At 64.0% G+C, this 19081-nt stretch carries 9 protein-coding genes; 6 read left to right on the top strand and 3 right to left on the bottom strand.

Annotated features, from left to right (window positions below):
- The first annotated feature begins 18 nt into the window (after positions 1-18).
- The 6 genes from ISP25_RS10325 to ISP25_RS10300 all read left to right on the top strand — a co-directional run bounded on the left by ISP25_RS10325 (position 19) and on the right by ISP25_RS10300 (position 15371).
- Complete coding sequence (locus ISP25_RS10325; protein ID WP_404613657.1) at positions 19-2469, top strand: GH92 family glycosyl hydrolase; 2451 nt, start codon at positions 19-21, stop codon at positions 2467-2469.
- A 73-nt stretch (positions 2470-2542) separates the two neighbouring features.
- On the top strand, positions 2543-4351 hold the full coding sequence (locus ISP25_RS10320; protein WP_404613656.1) for a glycoside hydrolase family 2 protein: 1809 nt from the start codon (positions 2543-2545) through the stop codon (positions 4349-4351).
- 455 nt (positions 4352-4806) lie between these two features.
- On the top strand, positions 4807-8028 hold the full coding sequence (locus ISP25_RS10315; RefSeq protein ID WP_404613655.1) for a TonB-dependent receptor: 3222 nt from the start codon (positions 4807-4809) through the stop codon (positions 8026-8028).
- Between the two features lie 214 nt (positions 8029-8242).
- Positions 8243-10582: a GH92 family glycosyl hydrolase gene (locus tag ISP25_RS10310; protein ID WP_404613654.1), complete on the top strand. Its 2340-nt coding sequence runs from the start codon at positions 8243-8245 to the stop codon at positions 10580-10582.
- 210 nt (positions 10583-10792) lie between these two features.
- On the top strand, positions 10793-12034 hold the full coding sequence (locus ISP25_RS10305; protein WP_225578446.1) for an alpha-L-fucosidase: 1242 nt from the start codon (positions 10793-10795) through the stop codon (positions 12032-12034).
- A 325-nt stretch (positions 12035-12359) separates the two neighbouring features.
- Positions 12360-15371, top strand: a complete 3012-nt coding sequence (locus ISP25_RS10300; RefSeq protein ID WP_404613653.1) for a TonB-dependent receptor plug domain-containing protein — start codon at positions 12360-12362, stop codon at positions 15369-15371.
- Positions 15372-15541: 170 nt separating this feature from the next.
- Here the strand turns inward: ISP25_RS10300 and ISP25_RS10295 are convergent, their stop codons facing one another.
- From ISP25_RS10295 to fucP, 3 genes are read right to left on the bottom strand one after another with little or no spacing between them, the layout of a single operon-like run.
- Positions 15542-16774 carry an AGE family epimerase/isomerase gene (locus tag ISP25_RS10295; protein WP_404613652.1) on the bottom strand — a complete coding sequence of 411 codons (1233 nt, stop codon included), beginning with the start codon at positions 16772-16774 and terminating at the stop codon, positions 15542-15544.
- A gap of 11 nt (positions 16775-16785) precedes the next feature.
- Positions 16786-17760: a carbohydrate kinase family protein gene (locus ISP25_RS10290; RefSeq protein ID WP_192158950.1), complete on the bottom strand. Its 975-nt coding sequence runs from the start codon at positions 17758-17760 to the stop codon at positions 16786-16788.
- 8 nt (positions 17761-17768) lie between these two features.
- Positions 17769-19001, bottom strand: coding sequence for an L-fucose:H+ symporter permease (gene fucP, locus ISP25_RS10285; RefSeq protein WP_404616301.1), 1233 nt, complete (start codon positions 18999-19001; stop codon positions 17769-17771).
- Positions 19002-19081 lie beyond the last annotated feature (80 nt).

Below are 19081 nucleotides of genomic sequence, written 5' to 3'. Positions count from 1 at the left end.
CCGAAGGAGCCCACGAACATGGTGACCCGCAGACGATTCCTGCAAGGCGCGACGGCATTGACCCTGCTTGGCGGCATCGACGCGCACCGCGCGCTGGCCGCATCACACGCGCAAGGCGGTGCTGACGCGCTGTCCTTGTCCAGCCTGCCGAAGAACAACGTGTCGAAATACGTCGACATCTTCGTCGGCACCGGCGGCCACGGACATACCTATCCCGGCCCCACACTGCCGTGGGGCATGGTGCAGCTCTCGCCCGACACCAACAACTACGGCTGGGATGCCTGCTCGGGCTACCACCAGGCCGATGGTTCCATCATGGGCTTCTCGCATACCCACCTGAGCGGCACCGGCGGCGGCGACCTGCTGGACGTGCTGGTGATGCCGAGGCAGGGCGAGGTGCTGCTCATGCCGGGCGAGCGGGGGCTGCCCGACCAGCTGTACTACTCCAAGTTCGACGGCGCGGCGCATGGGCCGCACCTCACCGCGGATTCGGTCGCCCATCCGGGCAAGGGCTACCGCTCGCGCTACGACAAGGGTTCCGAGCAAGCGGTTCCCGGCTATTACCGCGTGCGCCTCACCGACAACGACATCCTCGCCGAGCTGACTGCGACCGCACGCACTGGTTTCCATCGCTACACCTTCAACAAGAGCGGCCCCGGCCATCTGCTGCTCGATTTCACGCATGGCTACCAGGACAACGCGAAAACGCCGTGCAAGGTCTCCGACGCCGAGTTGCGCCTGGTCGGCAACGACACCCTGGTCGGCGGCCGTCGCGTGGGCGAGTGGGCGCCCGGCCGCTACATCTATTTCGCGATGAAGCTGTCGCGGCCCATCGCCAAGGCCACGCTGTATATCGAGGATGCGCCGCTGCCGAGCGGCATGCACGAAGCCTCGGGCGACCATCTCAAGGCCGCGCTGCATTTCGACGACGCGAACAAGGCGCCGCTGCTGGTCAAGGTGGGCCTCTCGGCCGTGGATGTCGACGGCGCGCTGCGCAACCTCGAAACGGAATTGCCCGACTGGAATTTCGAACGCGTGCAGCAAGCTGCCGCGCAGCAGTGGGAGCAGGAACTCTCGCGCATCCGCATCGACAGCTCGTCCAACGTGGTGCTGAAGACGTTCTACAGCTCGCTCTATCACACGATGGTCGCGCCCACGCTTTTCAGCGACGTCGATGGCCGTTACCGCGGCATGGACCTCAAGGTACACACCTTGCCGGAGGGGCAGCACACCTACAGCACGTATTCGCTGTGGGACATCTACCGCGCGCTGCATCCCCTGTACACGTTGTTCCAGCCGGAGCGCATTCCCGACTTCGCCAACGACCTGATCCGCCAGGCGAACGAAAGCCCGGAGGGTCCGGCGGTATGGCCGCTGCAGGGCGTGGAGACCGGTTGCATGATTGGCTACCACTCCATCGTGCTGCTCGCCGAGGCGCAGGCCAAGGGCTACCCCGGCATCGCGTTCGACAAGGCATGGCCGGTCTATCGCAAGCGTGCCTTCGATGACGATTACCGCGGTTTGCCGCTGTACCGCGAGATGGGGTTCATCCCTGCCGACATGGAGTGGGAGTCGGTGAGCAAGACCTTGGAATACTCCTACGACGACTGGGCGATGGCGCGCCTGGCCGACGGCGTGGGCCAGCACGCGGATGCGGAGGCGCTGCGCAAGCGTTCGCGCAATTACCGCAACGTGTTCGACCCCAAGATCACCTTCATGCGTCCGCGCGACAGCAAGGGCCAGTGGATCGAGCCGTTCGATCCGCGCGAGATGGGGCACTTCGAGAAGTGGCGCGACTTCACCGAGTCGAACCCGTGGGAAGCCACCTTCCTCAACCAGCACGATCTCTACGGCTATATGTCGATGTTCGGCGGCACACCTGCGTTCGAACGCAAGCTGGACGAACTGTTCACCACCAGCTCCGAACTGCCCGCCGATGCGCCGCCGGACATCGCCGGCATGGTGGGCCAGTACGCGCACGGCAACGAACCCAGCCACCACGTGGCCTATCTGTATGCCTACACGGGTTCGCACTGGAAGACGCAGTCGCGCGTGCGTTCGCTGCTGGAAACCATGTACCCGCCGCTGCCCGACGGTACCGCCGGCAACGACGACTGCGGGCAGATGAGCGCGTGGTACGTGCTGAGCGCGCTGGGCCTGTACGCGGTGGATCCGGTGAGCGCCGAATGGGTGTTCGGCAGCCCGCTGGTGGATCGCGGCGAGGTGATGGTGGGCGACGGCAAGAAACTCGTCGTCGAAGCGAACGGCAACGGTCCGGGCAAGCCCTACATCCAGTCCGTGACGTGGAACGGCAAGCCGTGGACGAAGAGCTGGATCAGCCACGCGGAGCTGGCCGCGGGCGGCACGCTGGTGTTCGAGATGGGCGACCAGCCGAACAAGAAGTTCGGCGCGGCACCGGAAGATCGTCCGCCGTCGTTCGGCCATCTGGCCACCGAGACCAAGGCATGACTGATAGGGCGCGCACATGATCGAGAAGGGCGGGATGCGACACGTGATGGCGTGGGTCGGTCTGGCGGTCGCCATGGGGTCTGCCCCCATGGCGATGGCGGCGCCGGATCAGGCGGCCACATGGAGCGGCAAGGTCGCGCCATTGGCGACACCATGGACGGCCAAGGTCTCGCCCGCCAATGCGTTGCCGGACTACCCGCGCCCACAGCTCGCCCGGCCATCGCTGGCACATCCGCAATGGATGAACTTGAACGGCCTGTGGCAGTTTGCGCCGGATGACGGCAAGGGCACCCCGCCGTTCGGCAAGACGCTGGCGGGACGCGTGCTGGTGCCGTATCCGATCGAGTCCGTGCTGTCGGGCGTGCAGCAGCATGCCGACTTCATGTTCTACCGCCGGCTGGTAGATATCCCGCCAGCATTCACCGCGCACGGCCAGCACGTATGGCTGAACTTCGGCGCGGTGGACCGGGAGGCTACGGTCTACGTCAACGGCAAGGAAGTGGCCCGGCACGTGGGCGGCTACACATCCTTCAGTGTGGACATCACGCCTTATCTTCATCTGCGCGGAACGCAGGAGATCGTCGTCGCCGTGCACGCGCCGGTGGACAGCCTCAACGTGATGGTCGGCAAGCAGCGCCTGAAGCCCGGCGGCATTTTCTACACGGCGGCCTCGGGCATCTGGCAGTCGGTGTGGCTGGAGCCGGCACCGGCCACCAGCCTCGCGCAGCTCGTCTTCACGCCGACACAGAGCCTGGATGCCTTCACCGTGACCGCCAAGGTACACGGAAGCGAGGGCGCCACGCTGCACGTCACCGCCTATGCGGGCGACAAAGTGGCGGGAGAGGCTGATGGCCCGGCAGATCGACCGCTGCATCTGGCGATTGCGCGACCGCACCTGTGGAGCCCATCGGACCCCTTCCTCTACACCTTCAAGGCCACCCTCACGCGGGATGGGCAAAGCGACGCGGTGACCAGTTACGCCGGCCTGCGCAGCATTGCGATCAAGCCGGAGGACGGCCGCAACCGCATCGTGCTGAATGGCAAACCGACCTTCCTGCTGGCAACGCTGGACCAGGGATATTGGCCGGACGGTATCTATACCGCGCCCACCGACGAGGCCTTGAAGTTCGACATCCAGAAAACCAGGGATCTCGGCTTCAACACCATCCGCAAGCACATCAAGGTCGAACCGGCGCGCTGGTACTACTGGGCCGACCGCCTGGGCGTGATGGTGTGGCAGGACATGCCGGCGCTGCCCACGGACCGCAACGACAAGCTCAGCGAGGCCGACAAGGACAACTTCCGCGCGCAGGTGTCGGCCATCGTCGACCAGCTCAAAGGTACGACGGCAATCGTCGGCTGGATTCCCTTCAACGAGGGCTGGGGCCAGTGGAGCATTCCCGCCGCGGCCGAGCTGGCTGCACAAATCAAGCAGCTCGACCCGTCGCGTCTCGTCGATGCGCGCAGCGGTGCCAATTGCTGCGACATGAAGGGCGACCCGCATGCCGGCGATGTCTACGACGTGCACGACTATCAGGGGCCGGGTCTGCCCAGTCCGGATGCCACGCGTGCCGCCGTCGACGGCGAGCACGGCGGCCTTACCCTCGGCATTCCCGGCCATGTCTGGCCCGGTACGCCGATCAACCCCTATGGTGCGGTGAAGGATCGCTCGGCGCTGGTTGCCGGCTATGTCGCCAACACCCAGGTGCTGCTCGACAAGGGCGTGCCCAAGGGAATGTCCGGCAGCGTCTATACCCAGATCACCGATGTCGAGGGCGAACACAACGGGCTGTTCACCTACGACCGCAAGATCGAAAAGGTCGACGAAGCTAAGGTGCGCGCGATCAACCAGGCGGTAATTCGGGCAGGTGGAATGCCGTGATTCGTTTTGATTAATTAAGCTTTGTCAGCTTCCTGTCAAAACGGCTAATGGATATTCAGTGGAGGAGGGCTTTTCCCTCCTCCCGTACCGCCGCTTGCGCCTGATTGCCGATGTTGAATTGAACGCAATGCGGCGTAGCGAATTTTGCCGGCATTCGGCGATTAAGAAAGTGCGAAAATTTTGCGCAGTGCAGCGTGACATGCTGCGCCTCGGTGTATAAGTTTCGAATGTAATTTAGATCGATATAAATACGGCTTTTTCGCAACGTCCATGTCTTGGCATGGCGCAGGGGGAGTGCGCGTATCGCTCAGGGGCGATGCTCGCGCCATGGATTATCTGCCGGATATCGGATGTTGTGATGGTTGCGTGAATTAAATGCCTGTCTGGACAGGGGGAAGGAGATGTCGCGCTGACTCCGATAAACAGCGCGCGCCAACGAAATGGGGATTCAAAAAATGACCTGTCTGTCACGTTTTTTTGCCCGAAAGCCGTTGTATGCAGCGCTCACCCTGGCGATCCTGTCTTCGGGTGGTTGCCTATCCGTCGCCGCCCATGCCGAACAGGCACCGGCAGCGGCGGCAAGCTCGCCATCACCTCAAACGACCGACAACACGACATCCGACACGACGAAGACGAAGACGAAGACGAAGACGGATGGCAAGAAGAAGGCCGCAAACGAGAAACCTGTGGTCCTGCAAGGCATGGTCGTCACGGGTTACCGCCAGTCGATCGACCAGAACCTGCAGGACAAGCGCAACACCAACGAGATCGTGGAAGTCGTCAACGCGCAGAACATCGCCCAGTTCCCGGCCCAGAACATCGCCGACGCCCTGCAGTTCGTCCCCGGCGTGGTCATCAGCCGCAGCGACGGCGAAGGCAAGAACATCAGCATCCGTGGCCTGGCGCCGGAGCTCACGCTGACCGAGCTCAACGGCAACTACGTCGCCTCCGCCGATACATCGAGCGGGCTCGATCGCTCATTCAACTACCAGCTGCTGCCGGCCAACATGTTTTCCAGCGTCAAGCTCTACAAGAGCCAGATGGCATCGCTGGACGAAGGCGGCATCGGCGGCGTGGTGGAGGCGCACACGCGCAAGCCGCTCGACATGAAGCCCAACGACGGTTTCCTCACCGTCAATGAAACGGGCGCCGACAACAACGGCAAGATCAACCCGCAGGTTTCCGGCCTCTACTCCTGGCACAACAGCGACAGCACCTTCGGTGTGCTGGTGAGCGGCGCCTACGACAAACGGCAGGAAACCGAATACACGTCCAGCGCCACGAACTGGTACTGGTGGGCCAACAACTACAACACGCAGCCGCCGGTGAGCGTCGGCGGCAACCAGTTCGGCGGCTATGTGGAGCCCAACATTCCCGAATGGGGCAACGTGCCGCCGGGCGGCATCGTCGACCAGGGCGGGCGCGCCTATTCGGGCTACTGGATGCCGCAGCAGTTCAGTACCAGCCAGACGCAGTTGAACCTGAAGAACAAGGCTGCCCAGCTCACTCTGCAGTTCAAGCCCAGCGACCGTTTCCAGATGACGGCCAACTACTTCCGCTTCCAGCTGGACCGCGATCAGATCACCAATACGCTGGAGATTCCCGAATGGAACCTGCCCACCGACACCTACGCGAATCAGCAGGGCAACCTGCTGGCGCCCAACGGGCTGACGTTCGACCCGTCGGGCACGGTCGTCACCGGCGCCAACTACCGGTTGCCGGCGGCCGGCACGGGATGCAACTCGCTGACCAATCCGATCACTGGCGCGCAGCGCCAGCCGGTGGATGTCTGCTCCACGCAGACGCCGTGGCTCAATGGCAACTACTCCGTCGAAAAGGCGACGTCGCAGACCGCCAACATCGAGGGTGAATGGAATACCGGCGGCATCCTCAGCGGCACGTTCAACCTCGGCCGCACCTGGGCGACGGGCGGTCCGTCGGTGGAGTTTGGCGTGGCGGCCAAGCCGCGCAACTTCGTCAACGGGCAGTGGGTGGACGGCAGCGGATACAGCCAGTGGACGCTGAATGGCAGCGAGGGCACGCCGGGTATCTCGGCTTCGACGGACACGCTGCAGAACATGCTGAACGGCGAGGGGCAGGTGGACCTGGGTTCCACCGGGTCCGGCTTCATCAACACCGCGACGTCGCAGAACGTCGCCCAGGCCGATTTCACGCTGGATTTCGACGATGGCTGGCTGTCCTCGGTGCAGTTCGGCGCCAAGTACCGCTACAACACGGCCTTCCAGCAGAGTGGTCAGTTGCGCTGGTACTGCCCTGGCACGGACCAGCAGTTCCAGAGCTGCGACCCCAATGCCGGCAACCTGCAACCGAGCCTCCTGCTGCCGTATGAGCTGACCACCAATACGCTGGCATACCACGACAACATCTTCCCGGGGATCAACTTCCCGGCGTACTACAACTACCTCAACCAGACCTACGATCCCGTCAAGTACATGGATCCCGACAATCAGGCGAGGGTGCGCGAGTCGATTTCGGCGGCTTACGTGCAGGTGAATTTCGACACCGACACCCTGCACGGCAATTTCGGCCTGCGCTACGTGGACACCCTGCAGGACGTGACCACCGCTGACCAGGTCACCACCTACTTTGCGGACTACTACCATGGCGCGGATGGTTCCATCCTGATCTGTCCGGCCAGTGGTCTGAACTCCGCCGGCGGCCCGTGCGCTCCCGGCGATTTCGAATATCTCCCTCAGCAGTGCACAACGTTTGCGGCCGGGCAGGCCGGGAAGTGTTCGTATTACGAGGCCTACACCCTCAACACCCAGCGCCGGCGCTACCGGAACTTCCTGCCCAGCTTCAACCTGGTGTGGAACTTCGCCGACGACTTCGATCTGCGCGTCGCCGCCAACCGCGCCATGGCGCGCGCCAACTATGGCGATCTGGCCCAGTTAGGCAGCCTCAACGACTACCTCCCGACCTATTACAGCGACCGCAGCCAGTTCGGTGCGCCGCTGCCCGGCTGGTATGGCAGCGGTGCCGACAACAATCTGCAACCCTTCCTCGCCACTCAGTACGATGCAGCGGTGGAGTGGTACTACGCGCCGGAATCGGTGCTGGGTTTCGACCTGTTCTACAAGACAGTGAAGAACTTCGTGGTGCCGGTCCAGGTGAACAACTTCACGGTGGACGTGAACAGCACGCCGACGCTGTTCGCGCAGTACAGCACCAATGCCAACGGGCAGGCCGGTGTTTCCAAGGGCATCGAGCTGTACACGCAGCACACCTGGTCGTCGGGCTTCGGCGTCATCGCGAACTACACGCTCAACAAGACCAACTCGACGGCGGTTTCCATCGGCGACACGCGCATCGGCAGTGCTTCGCTGATCGGCAGCGCCAAATACGCAGGGAACCTCTCGCTGTTCTACCAGAAGAACGGGCTGCTGCTGCGCGCGTCGTCCAACTGGACGGGCCGCGTGATGGACGGCCTGGCCGCGGGTCTTCCGGAGTACACGGCGCCGTACAACGAGGTCGACCTGAATGGCCAGTACCAGATCAACAAGCACCTGATGGTCACCGCGTCGGTCCTCAACCTGACGCGCTCCACCACGCGCTCCTACCTGGGCAGCGACACGACCGACCGCCTGAACACCCTCGAGTACGACGGGCGCCAGTATTACGTGGGCCTCACGTACAACTTCGGCACGGGCGACTGAGCCGGGCGGCAACGGCCATGGACGACGGTTGCCAGATATCGCGGGAGCGATTCTTGCGCGCGCCAGCGATGACCTGAAGGGCGACTGCCATGGATGGCGGTCGCAAGGTCACGGGGAGGGCGCGACTTCATCTCCTCGTTGGGGAATCATGCATACATCCAGCACACGTCCAGCCAGCCGCACTTCGCCGGTCCTACATCATCGTTTCGCTGCCTTGCTGGTCGCCCTGGCGATCAGCGTGCCGGCTAGCGGGGCAGGGCATGCCCGCGCCGGCAATGCACCGCCATCCGCGGTGCAGTCCGTCGACGAAGCCAATCCACTGGTCGGTACCGCGCCGCTCGACCGGCAGGAGCTGATCGGCAACGCGCCGCCGCCGGGCGAGCCGCTGTATTCGGGCATGACCTCGCCGGGCGCGAGCCTGCCGCAAAGCGCGACCGAGGCGACGCCGGTCAACCTCAATGTCGACCTCAGCTATCCCGCGGGCGTCGGCATGTCGTACTACTACCCCAGGCCGACGATGATCGGGTTCACCGGCGGCGGCTCGACCTATGGCGGTCAGGCATCGCCGATGATCATGCCGGTCGTGGGCGACTGGACCGTGCCGCCCGACTACGCGCAGTCGTATTACGACAAGGCGAGCGAAAAGGCGTCACCGGGGTACTACACGGTGGACCTGGCCACCTTCCACACCAAGGTCGAGCTCACGGCGACGCAGCGCACTAGCCTGATGCGTTTCACCTTCCCGGCCAGCCATCGTTCGAACGTCATCATCAACCTGCGCCGCCCCGGCGGCGATATGGAAGTGGTCGACGACCACACCATCCGCGGCGTCGCCGCGGGCGGTCGCCCGGAACGTGACTCGGATGGCTCCTGGTTCGTCGCCGAGTTCTCGCGCCCGTTCGCCGGATTCGGCACCTTCCGCGCAGACCACGACCACGAGGGCTACGGCATCGGCGATGCCGACGTGCAGCAGGACCGGCGTGCGGTATCCGGCAGTTACGCGGGGGCCTACGTCACCTTCGACACCAAGGCCGGCGAACAGGTGCTGGTGAAGATCGCCCACGGCCACAGCGCCGATGAGGCCGAACAGCGGCTGCACGACGAAGAACCGGACTGGGATTTCGAGCGCGTGCATGCCAAGGCACGCGAAGCGTGGGCGCAAATACTCGACCGTGTCGAAGTCACCGGCGGCACGCCGAAGCAGCGCATGCTGTTCTACTCGACGCTGTATCACTCCTTCGCCAGTCCGCGGCTGCTGGCGCGCAAGGGCGAGCACTTCACCGGAGCGGACGGCAAGGTCCAGGTCGCCGGCTACGACCGCTACGGCCCGGTGCCGTTCTGGGATACCGGCCGCAACCAGATCGTGCTGCTGATGCTGCTGGAACCGAAGGTCGTGCAGGACATCATGCATTCCGAGCTGGACCGGGCGCGCGAACGCGGCTACATGGACACCTCGTTCCACGGCGACCATGCCGTGTTCCTGTACGACGGCGCCTGGCAACGCGGCATTCCGTTCGACTACGCCGCCGCCTATGACTATCTGCGCAAGAACGCGACCGACCCCAAGGGGCCGCGCGGCTATCTCGCCGAATACATGAAGAACGGCTGGATCTCGGACATCGTCCCGCCGGGCAACCCAAGCCCGCCGTATGCCGGCGGCAAGGCGGGCGCGGCCACCACGCTGGAATACGCTTGGGACGACCATGCGCTGGCCGATGTGGCAAGCCGCCTCGGCAAGATCGACGACGCGCAAATGTTCGAGCGGCGCGCCGCGAATTACCGCAACGTGTTCGATCCGTCGGTCGGCTTCATGCGCGGCAGGACCGCGGACGGCCAGTGGATCTCGCCGTTCGATCCGGGCGAGCCCTACTACAACTTCATGATGAAGGAGGCCTCGGGCTGGTCCACGCTATGGCTGGTGCCGCACGACGTGCAGGGCTTGATGGACCTGCTCGGCGGCCGCGACGCGTTCAACGCCAAGCTCGACGCGTTCTTCTCCACGCCGTACACGGCCAAGGGCATCTGCCGCGACTGCACTGGCCTGATCGGGCAATACGTGCAGGGCAACCAGCCTGACCAGCAGGCGGCCTATCTCTACGCCTGGAGCGGCCAGCCCTGGAAGACGCAGGCGCTGGCTCGCCGCATCCTCGCCGAGATGTACGGCAGCGACGCCAGCGGCTATGCCTTCCCCGGCATGGACGACCAGGGTTCGACTTCGTCCTGGTACGTGCTCAGTGCGATGGGCTTCTATCCGGTGGACCCGTCCACCCCGGATTACATCCTGGGCAGCCCGATCTTCGACCAGGTGCGCTTGCACATGGGCAACGGCAAAGTGCTCGAGATCGATGCACTCAACAATTCGACGCGTAACATGTACATCCAGTCGGCGACGCTCAACGGCAAGCCGTGGAACAAGCCATGGTTCAGTCAGGCCGACATCGCGGAAGGTGCCAAGCTGGTGCTGACCATGGGGCCGGAGCCGAACAAGTCCTGGGGAGCCGATCCGGATGATGCGCCTCCATCGATGACGCCGCGCAATGCCAAATTGAAGTAACCGACATTCCCGTACCTGTGATCCCAGAAGATGCCCAGTCCATTGCAACAACCATCGTTCGAAGCACTTTCTTGCAAGCCCACGCCAAGTAAATTCTGCCGGCGGATCGTCCTGCTGCTTGCCTCTGCCTGCGCCAGCCTTGCCGTGCATGCCGCGACACCGACGGGCTCGTCGCCGGCCTCCACGACTGCGCCCACCGAAGTGCAGCGCATGCAATGGTTCGCAGATGCGAAGTTCGGCATCTTCATCCACTACGGCATCTACGCGGTGGACGGCATCGACGAGTCGTGGTCGTTCTTCGACGGCTATGTCAGCTACGACCATTACATGCAGCAACTCAAGGGCTTCACTGCGGCGAACTACCATCCGCAGGGTTGGGCCGACCTGATCCGCGAAAGCGGCGCGCGCTATGCGGTGCTCACCGCCAAGCACCACGACGGCGTGGCGCTGTGGGATACCGCGCAGGGCCTCAACGTGGTGAAAGACACGCCGGCCCGGCGCGACCTGGTGGGGCCATTCGTGCAGGCGCTGCGCAAGGACGGCGTCAAGGTGGGCCTGTACTTCTCGCTGATCGATTGGTCGTATCCGGACTATCCGGGCTTCACCAAGACCGAGTCGCGCTACGACGCCAAGGCCGATCCCGCGCGGTGGAACCGTTTCGTGCAGTACTACCAGGGCCAGTTAAAGGATCTGTCGCAGCGCTACAACCCCGACCTGTACTGGTTCGACGGCGACTGGGAGCACAGCGCCGAGGAGTGGCACGCCAAGGAGGTGCGCGGGATGCTGCTGGCGCGCAACCCCATGGCCATCATCAACTCGCGCCTCGCGGGTTATGGCGACTACGCCACGCCCGAGCAGGGCGTGCCGATCACGCCGCCGCCCCAGAAATACTGGGAGCTGTGCATGACCATGAACAACTCCTGGGGCTGGCAGCCGAACGACGACCACTTCAAGAGCGCCAACCAGCTGATCCGGATACTTGCGGACACCATCGGCATGGGTGGCAACCTGCTGCTGGACATCGGTCCGCGCCCCGACGGCACGATTCCGCAGCAGGAAGTCGACACGCTGAAGGAAATCGGTCGCTGGACGCACAAGAACGCCGAGGCGATCTACGGCACCCAGGCCGGCATCCCCAAGGACTACTACGCAGGCTCCAGTACCTTGTCCAAGGACGGCAGCACGCTGTACCTGTTCGTGGATGGACGTCCAAACGGACCGGTGCTGGTGAAGGGCCTGATGAACCGCGTGCTGCACGCACGCGTGGTCGGCAACGGCACCACGCTCGACACGCAGGTGGTGGGCAAGGCTTATTGGAGCAAAGTCCCGGGCTTGCTCTACGTTGACCTGCCGGCGGACACGCTGGACCCCGAGGTTACCGTGCTGGCGCTCACGCTGGACGGCCCGGTGAAGCTGTTCCATGACGAAGTGAAGCCGATCGAGAGCAATTGAGCCACGGCATGGCGCCCAGCCTGGCCTTGCCAGGCCGGCGTTACCGGCATATTGCAATGCCGCTTGCATCGTTCATGGGTGAATGATAGCTTCATATATGGATCGATCTAAATAACGCCAAGGATTTCAGGCTTGCAAACTGGCGCAGGAAGTTCCGCGCAAATTTGTCAGCCTTCGCAGACAAGATTGTAGATCGGCCCGATTGGAATTTGACTCGATCCAATCGAGTCGGTGGCAAAAGAAACCAGCAGGACTAGGCGAGTCTGGGGTGTTCTCGCCAGGTCGTGCGACAACGGCAAACAACATTTTTGAGGGAGGGGTTCCCATGCGTCACGCCATCGCTTTGCGTCGCACCACACTCGTGAGTGCGCTTTCCATTGCCTTGCTGTCACCGCTCGCCGTGCAGGCGCAGACGGCTACGGCTGCCGATGCCCAGTCCAGTTCGTCGCAGACGAGCTCGTCCAGCGGGCAGCCTGATCAGAACAAGGCCAAGCAGCTGCAGACGGTCACCGTCACCGGCTCGATGATCCCGCGTGTGGAAGTCGAAGGTCCCGCGCCCGTGGTCACCATCACCGGTACGCAGATCAAGCAGCAGGGCTTCACCACGCTGTGGGAATTCCTGGATTCGCTGCCGCAGATGGGCCAGCCGCCGCAGGATCCGGCCAGTTGGGGAGCCACCGCGGTGAATGCGCGCCCGGTGAATCTGCGCAACCTGGGTGCGGGCTTCAGCCTGCTGCTGATTAACGGCGTTCGCGTGGTGGATTACCCGCAGCCGCTGGGCGCGCAGAGCAGCTTCCAGAACTACGCAAACCTGCCTAGCGGCATGATCGACCATGTCGAGATCCTGGCCTCCGGTGCCTCGTCGATCTACGGTTCGGATGCGGTGGCGGGCGTGGTCAACGTGATCCTGAAGAAGAACTACCAGGGCGACGACCTGCAGGTCACCGGCGGCGGCGCCACCCGTGGCGGCCGTTCCTATGGCGACATCAACTTCTTCGGCGGCAAGTCCGGCGAAAACTGGCACATTCTCTACAACGTGGAGAAGTCCAACCGCACGGCCTTGTGGGGCAGTGATCGTCCGTACCAGGATTCGGTGTCCGATGCAGGCTACGGTGCCTGGAACCCGGCCGACCGCATGTTCGGCTACCAGTACGATGCGTCCGGCGCCATCGCCCTCTCCGCGACGAACGGCAATGGCCAGTACATCACGCCGCCGGCGGGCACCTGCGGCAAGTTCAGCAACTCGCAGTTGAGCCAGTCGCACAGCGTCAGCACCAGCGGCACCCAGATCACCGGCACGACCGACAACGGTTCCTTCTGCTCGCAGCCCAACCTGTTCCAGAACTGGGTGCTGACGCCTGGCAGCCGCACCAACAACGGCTACCTGGCCGGCGAATACGATTTCAGCAATGGCCTGCAACTCTACGGCTCGGCGGCCCTGTACGACACGGTGGGTATCTCCCAGACCCAGTTGCCTTTCTTTGGCTACGGCAGCCAGTTCTATGACCAGACCACTGGGCAAACCATCAACGCGCTCGACCGCCAGTTGACCGCGCAGGAAATCGGCACGTCCGCCAATACCCACGATCGCGAGCAGAGCTGGAACATCACGGCCGGCCTGCGCGGCACCATGTTCGACGGCAATTTCAACTGGGACTTCAGCCTCAATAGCCAGAAGTACATCGTGCGCGAGGACTTTACGGGCATGGACCAGGCGGCCATGAACAACTTCTTCCTCGGCCAGCAAATGGGAACCACCGCCGGTGGGCTGCCCATCTATGCCATCAACTGGCAGCGCTTCTGGAACCCCATCACGCCGCAGCAATACAGCCAGTTCGCGGTCAATGGCGAGAACACGGCGGAGTCGTCGCTGAACCAGGCGCAGTTCCGCGTCAACGGCGACCTGTTCAAGTTCCCGTGGGTGGACGAGTCGGTGGGTTGGGCAGCCGTGGTGGAAGCTGCAGACAACGATTTCCTGCTGTCGCCGGATCCGCGCGAGGCCAACGGCGCGACCTTCGTGGATCCCTTCTATAACGACAACTTTGGCGGCGGCAGCCGCCAGCGCTTTTCGCTGGGCACCGAGTTCCGCGTGCCGATCGTGAACTCGCTGACCTGGACCATCTCCGGCCGCCTCGACAAGTACCACGATGCCAGCAGCGCCGACATTGCCCGCACCTGGGGCACCGGCCTCGAATGGCGTCCGTTCGACAGCCTGCTGATCCGCGGCAGCTACGGAACCAATTTCAAGGCGCCGGACATGGCGGCGATCTACCAGGGCGGCTCCGTCGTACCACAAGGCATTTACGAAGATAATCTGCAGTGCATCGACGCCATCAAGGCGGGCAACACCTCGAGCACCTGGTGCAACGGCAGTATTCAACGTCCCCAGTCGCAGTGGTACGAGCAAAGAACGGTCGGCGGCCCGAACCTGGTGCCTGAGACCGGCCACTCCTGGACCTATGGTTTCGTGTGGCAGGTTCCGGGCGTGGAGGGTCTGTCGGTGTCTGCCGACTACTGGCACATGGGCGTGGACAACGCCATCGAGTACATCAGCCAGGGCACCGTGCTCCAGGACGAGGCTGGCTGCCTTACCGGCTATCAGGCGGACGGCTCAACGGGTTTGTCGCCGTACACCGCGCACGTACAGGGATCGGCGTATTGCCAGATGGTGATAGCGGATGTGCAGCGCAATGCGGCAGGCCAAATCACCTCGGTGCAATCCGGCCCGATCAACGAGGCCTCGCTGTACGTGAGCGGTGTCGATGCCTCGCTGCAGTACAGGCTGAATACCGAGGATTACGGTAATTTCACCACCAGCGTCAACTACACCGACAACCTCGCGTACAAGCAGCGCGTGCTGGCTTCCGACCCGTTGCTGAACACTCGCTACAACAATGTGGCGAGCAGGGTCACCTGGATCGGCACCTGGCAGAAGGGCGACTGGAACGCGTCGCTCTCCGGCGTGCGCGATGGCCGCATGCGCGCGCCAGGCTACGGTAACTGCAACACGCTGCCCAATGGCATCCAGCCGAGCCCGGTGACTGTCGTCAGCCCTGACGGGACGACGGTCAATACCGGCGCTTGCCAGATCGGTGGGGCAAACGTCGCTGACACCTTGTACTACGGCCATGTGCCGACGTGGATCACCTGGAGCGGCTCGATCGGCTGGCAGATCAATCCGGAGACCAAGCTGAGCTTCACGGTGTCCAATATCTTCAACAGGGTCTCTTCGATCCCGTACTACGCCGGCGGCTTCGAGTTCGTCACGACCGGACAGACCGGCAGCGAGTACGACGGTCGTGAGTTGTTCCTGACCTTTGACTACAAGCTCAACTGATCCCTCTCAGGTTGGGCTTTCCCCGACGCCCCGGTTTCGACCGGGGCGTTTTTTTTGACATGGCGGGAGGGACATGCCGTCCTCTGCGGTTATCGCATTGCTGCTACCCGGAAGCGCAAAAAAGCATGCCCGCTTGCGCGGGCATGTGCGGAACAAAAGCGTGGCTACTGTCAGCGCTCGTGCAACTGCAGCAGCTCGTAGCACGCACCCATGGTGTGGTAGTCCACCTTGCCGGCGGGGCTCTTCTCGTCGCTGTACTTGCGGTTGTCGCGGGTGAGGATGCGGTACCACGCGCCGTATTCGTGGTCGACGAAGTGCTTCCACGAATACGCCCAGAGCTTGTCGTGCCATGCGGCGTAGCTGGCGTCGCCGGTGCGCGCATGCAGCAGGGCGGCAGCGGCGAGCGATTCGGCCTGCACCCAGAAATACTTGTCGTCGTCGCACACACTGCCGTCGGGTGCGAAGCCGTAGCACAGGCCGCCGTGCGTCTCGTCCCAGGCGTGCTTCACCGCGGTATCGAACAGGTGGCGTGCGACGGGCAGGATCCAGTGTTCCTCGCGGTTGCGTTCCAGCAGCAGCGGTTCGAGGATCATCAGCAGCTTGGCCCATTCGGTCTGGTGGCCGGGCTGGAAACCCCACGGACGGAACAGGTGCTTCGGGTTGTCCTTGTTGTAGTTCCAGTCGATGTGCCACTGCGTGTCGTAGTGCTCCCACACCAGGCCGTCGGCCAGCGCGGCCTGGCGGCGCGTCATGTGGTCGGCGAGCGTGAGCGCGCGGTCGAGGTAGCGCACGTCGTCGCTGGCCTGATACGCGGCGAGCATCGCCTCGCACATGTGCATGTTGGCGTTCTGGCCGCGGTAGCTGCCGAAGTTCCAGTCCGCATCGGCCTCGTCGCGGTACAGCCCGGCCTCGGCATCCCAGAAGCGGTGTTCGAGCAGATTCCACGTTTCTTCCATCCACGCGCCGGCTTCGGCGACGCCGGCTTTCAGCGCGCTGGAGTAGGCCAGCAGCACGAAGGCGACGCCGTAGGCGTGGTTGGTGCGGTCTTCCGGCACGCCGTCGCGGATCGTCCATGTGTAACCGCCGCTCTGCGCATTGCGATGCACGTCGCGCAGGTAGCGCAGGCCGTGCCGCAAGGCGTCGTGGTACTCGGCGGCGAGTGTGGTGTCGTCGGCGAATTCGATGGCGGCCATCGCGTAGTTGAAGACGAAGCGCGTGCTGCTCACCAGGTGGCGGTGGCTGCGGTCGTAGATCGTGCCGTCGTCCTTGTAATAGTGGAAGAAGCCGCCGGCCGGATCGATCGCGCGCGGGTGGTAGAACGCCATGGTGTCGGCGATGTGACGGCGCAGGAAGGCCGGGGAATTGAAGTCGGGGAGCGGCGTTGCGGGCAGTACGTGGGTCATGAATGCGGGACTCAGGAGTGTGTTGCCATGAAAGCGAGAACTTCGTCGGTGGTCGGCAGCGAGACGAACGAGCCCTGGCGCGTCACTGCGATCGCGGCGGCGGCGGCGGCGTGGCGCAATGTGGCGTGCAGGCGCGGCAGCGTGGCGACCAGCGTGTCGAGGTCGCGGGCGCCGATCTGCTGTTCGGCGATCTGCTGCAGCAGGCCGCCAACGAAGGCGTCGCCCGCGGCCGTGCTGTCCACCATCGGCACGCGATAGGCGGGTAGTTCGCCGTCGGCGTCGGGATGGAACCAGCGCAGCGGGTTCGGGCCATCGGTGACTACCAGCAGGCGTGCATGGCCCTGCCAGAGGCGGTCCAGCACGGCCTCTTCGCCGTCCACCGCCAGCCACTCGAATTCCTCGGCGCTGAGCTTCACCAGGTCGGCCAGTTGCAGCGCCGGCCAGACGTGTGCGCGAGCGTCCACGTCGCGCGGCCACAGCGCGGGGCGCAGGTTGAGGTCGAAGCTCACCAGCGCACCGGCGTCGCGTGCGCGGCGCATGCCTTCGCGGGTGGTTTCCGCCGCGCCGGGTTCGGTCATGCTGTTGGAGCAGATGTGGAACACGGCGGTGCCGTCGAACGCATCCGCGCGGAAGTGCTCGGGGCGGAACAGCAGGTCGGCGGAAGGGGGGCGATAGAAGCTGAAACTGCGGTCGCCGTGCGCATCCAGCGCCACGAAGGCCAGCGCGGTGTTCGCTTCGCCGGTGCGCGTCACGTCGCGGGTGTCCACATTGGCGTGCTTCAGGCTGTCCAGCAGCAGGTCGCCGAACAGGTCGGTGCCCAGCATGCCGGCGAAGCGCGCGGCACCGCCCAGCTTCGCCACGGCCACCGCCACGTTGGCGGGCGCGCCACCGGCAAAGGGCACGAAGGCACGCGGATAGCCGTGCGTGTCGCGGCCTTCGGCGTGGAAATCTATCAGCGCTTCGCCGAAGCAGAGTACGGAACGCATTGCGAGAATTATCCCTGATTGGCGGTGACATCACGGATCTTCGATCCGCTGCGACCGTAGAAGATGATGTAGGCGTAGCACAGCAGCGGCAGCACGAAGGCATGGTGGATGCCAAGGTGGTCGGCCAGTGCGCCCTGGATATACGGAATCACCGCGCCGCCGACGATGGCCATCACCAGCAGGCTGGAAGCCTTGTCGGTCAGGGGGCCGAGGCGTTCGATGCCCAGCGCGAAGATGGTCGGGAACATGATCGAGTTGAACAGACCCACCGCCACGATGCTGTACATCGCCAGGCCGTGATAGCTGAGCATGCTGGCCAGCACCAGCATGCCGGCGATGGCGGCGAACAGCGCCAGCAGCTTGCGTGGATCGAAGCGGGCCAGCAGGAAGGTGCCGATGAAACGCCCCAGCATCGCGCCGCCCCAGTAATAGGCCACGTAGTCGGCTGCGTGCGCTTCGCTGATGTTGCCGATCTCCGGTTGCGACAGGTAGCTGATCAGGAAGCTGCCGATGGCCACTTCCGCGCCGACGTAGCAGAAGATCGCGACCACCGCGTAGGCGACGTGCGGAACGCGTAGCGCATCCCACAGCGAATGATCGCGATCGGCGGCGACGACATTGCCCAGCCGCGAAGGCAGGCGCACCCACCAGACGAAAAGCGCCAGCAGCACTAGCAGCGCGGCCAGCACCAGGTACGGCACCTGCACCAGTTGCGCCTGCTGCACGTGGTAGGCGGCAAGCTGGGTGTCGGACAGCTTGCTGATCTGATCCGCGCCGAGGATGGTGCCAAGGATCACCATGCCGCCCAGCTTCGGGCCCAGCGTGGTGCCCAGTGAATTGAGCGTCTGCGCCAGCGTCAGCCGGCTGGACGCGGTGCGCTCCGGCCCGAGCAGGCCGACGTAGGGATTGGCCGCCACCTGCAGCACGGTAATGCCGGTGGCGAGCACGAAGAAGGCCGCCAGGAACAGGTCGTAGTTTTGCCACCGCGCGGCCGGCCAGAACATCGCAGCACCGACGCCGGCGACCAGCAAGCCAACCACCATGCCGAACTTGAAGCCGATCCGTTCCACCAGCTTGCCCGCGGGCAGCGACATCAGGAAATAGGCGCCGAAGAACACGAACTGCACCAGCATCGCCTGGGTGTAGTCGAGCGTGAATAACGCCTTCAAATGCGGGATCAGCACGTCGTTGAGGCTGGTCAGGAAGCCCCACATGAAGAAGATCACCGTGCAGGACGCCATCGCCGCCGGGTAATCGGTGAAGCGGCCGCCGTCGGCGCCGGCATGGGCGGCGGAAGAGGGCGTTGGTGCGGAGGCAAAGG

This window comes from Rhodanobacter hydrolyticus (genome assembly GCF_044904645.1).
The sequence above is the reverse complement of the archived record's forward strand: the minus strand, read 5'-3'. Positions and strand labels throughout refer to the sequence as shown.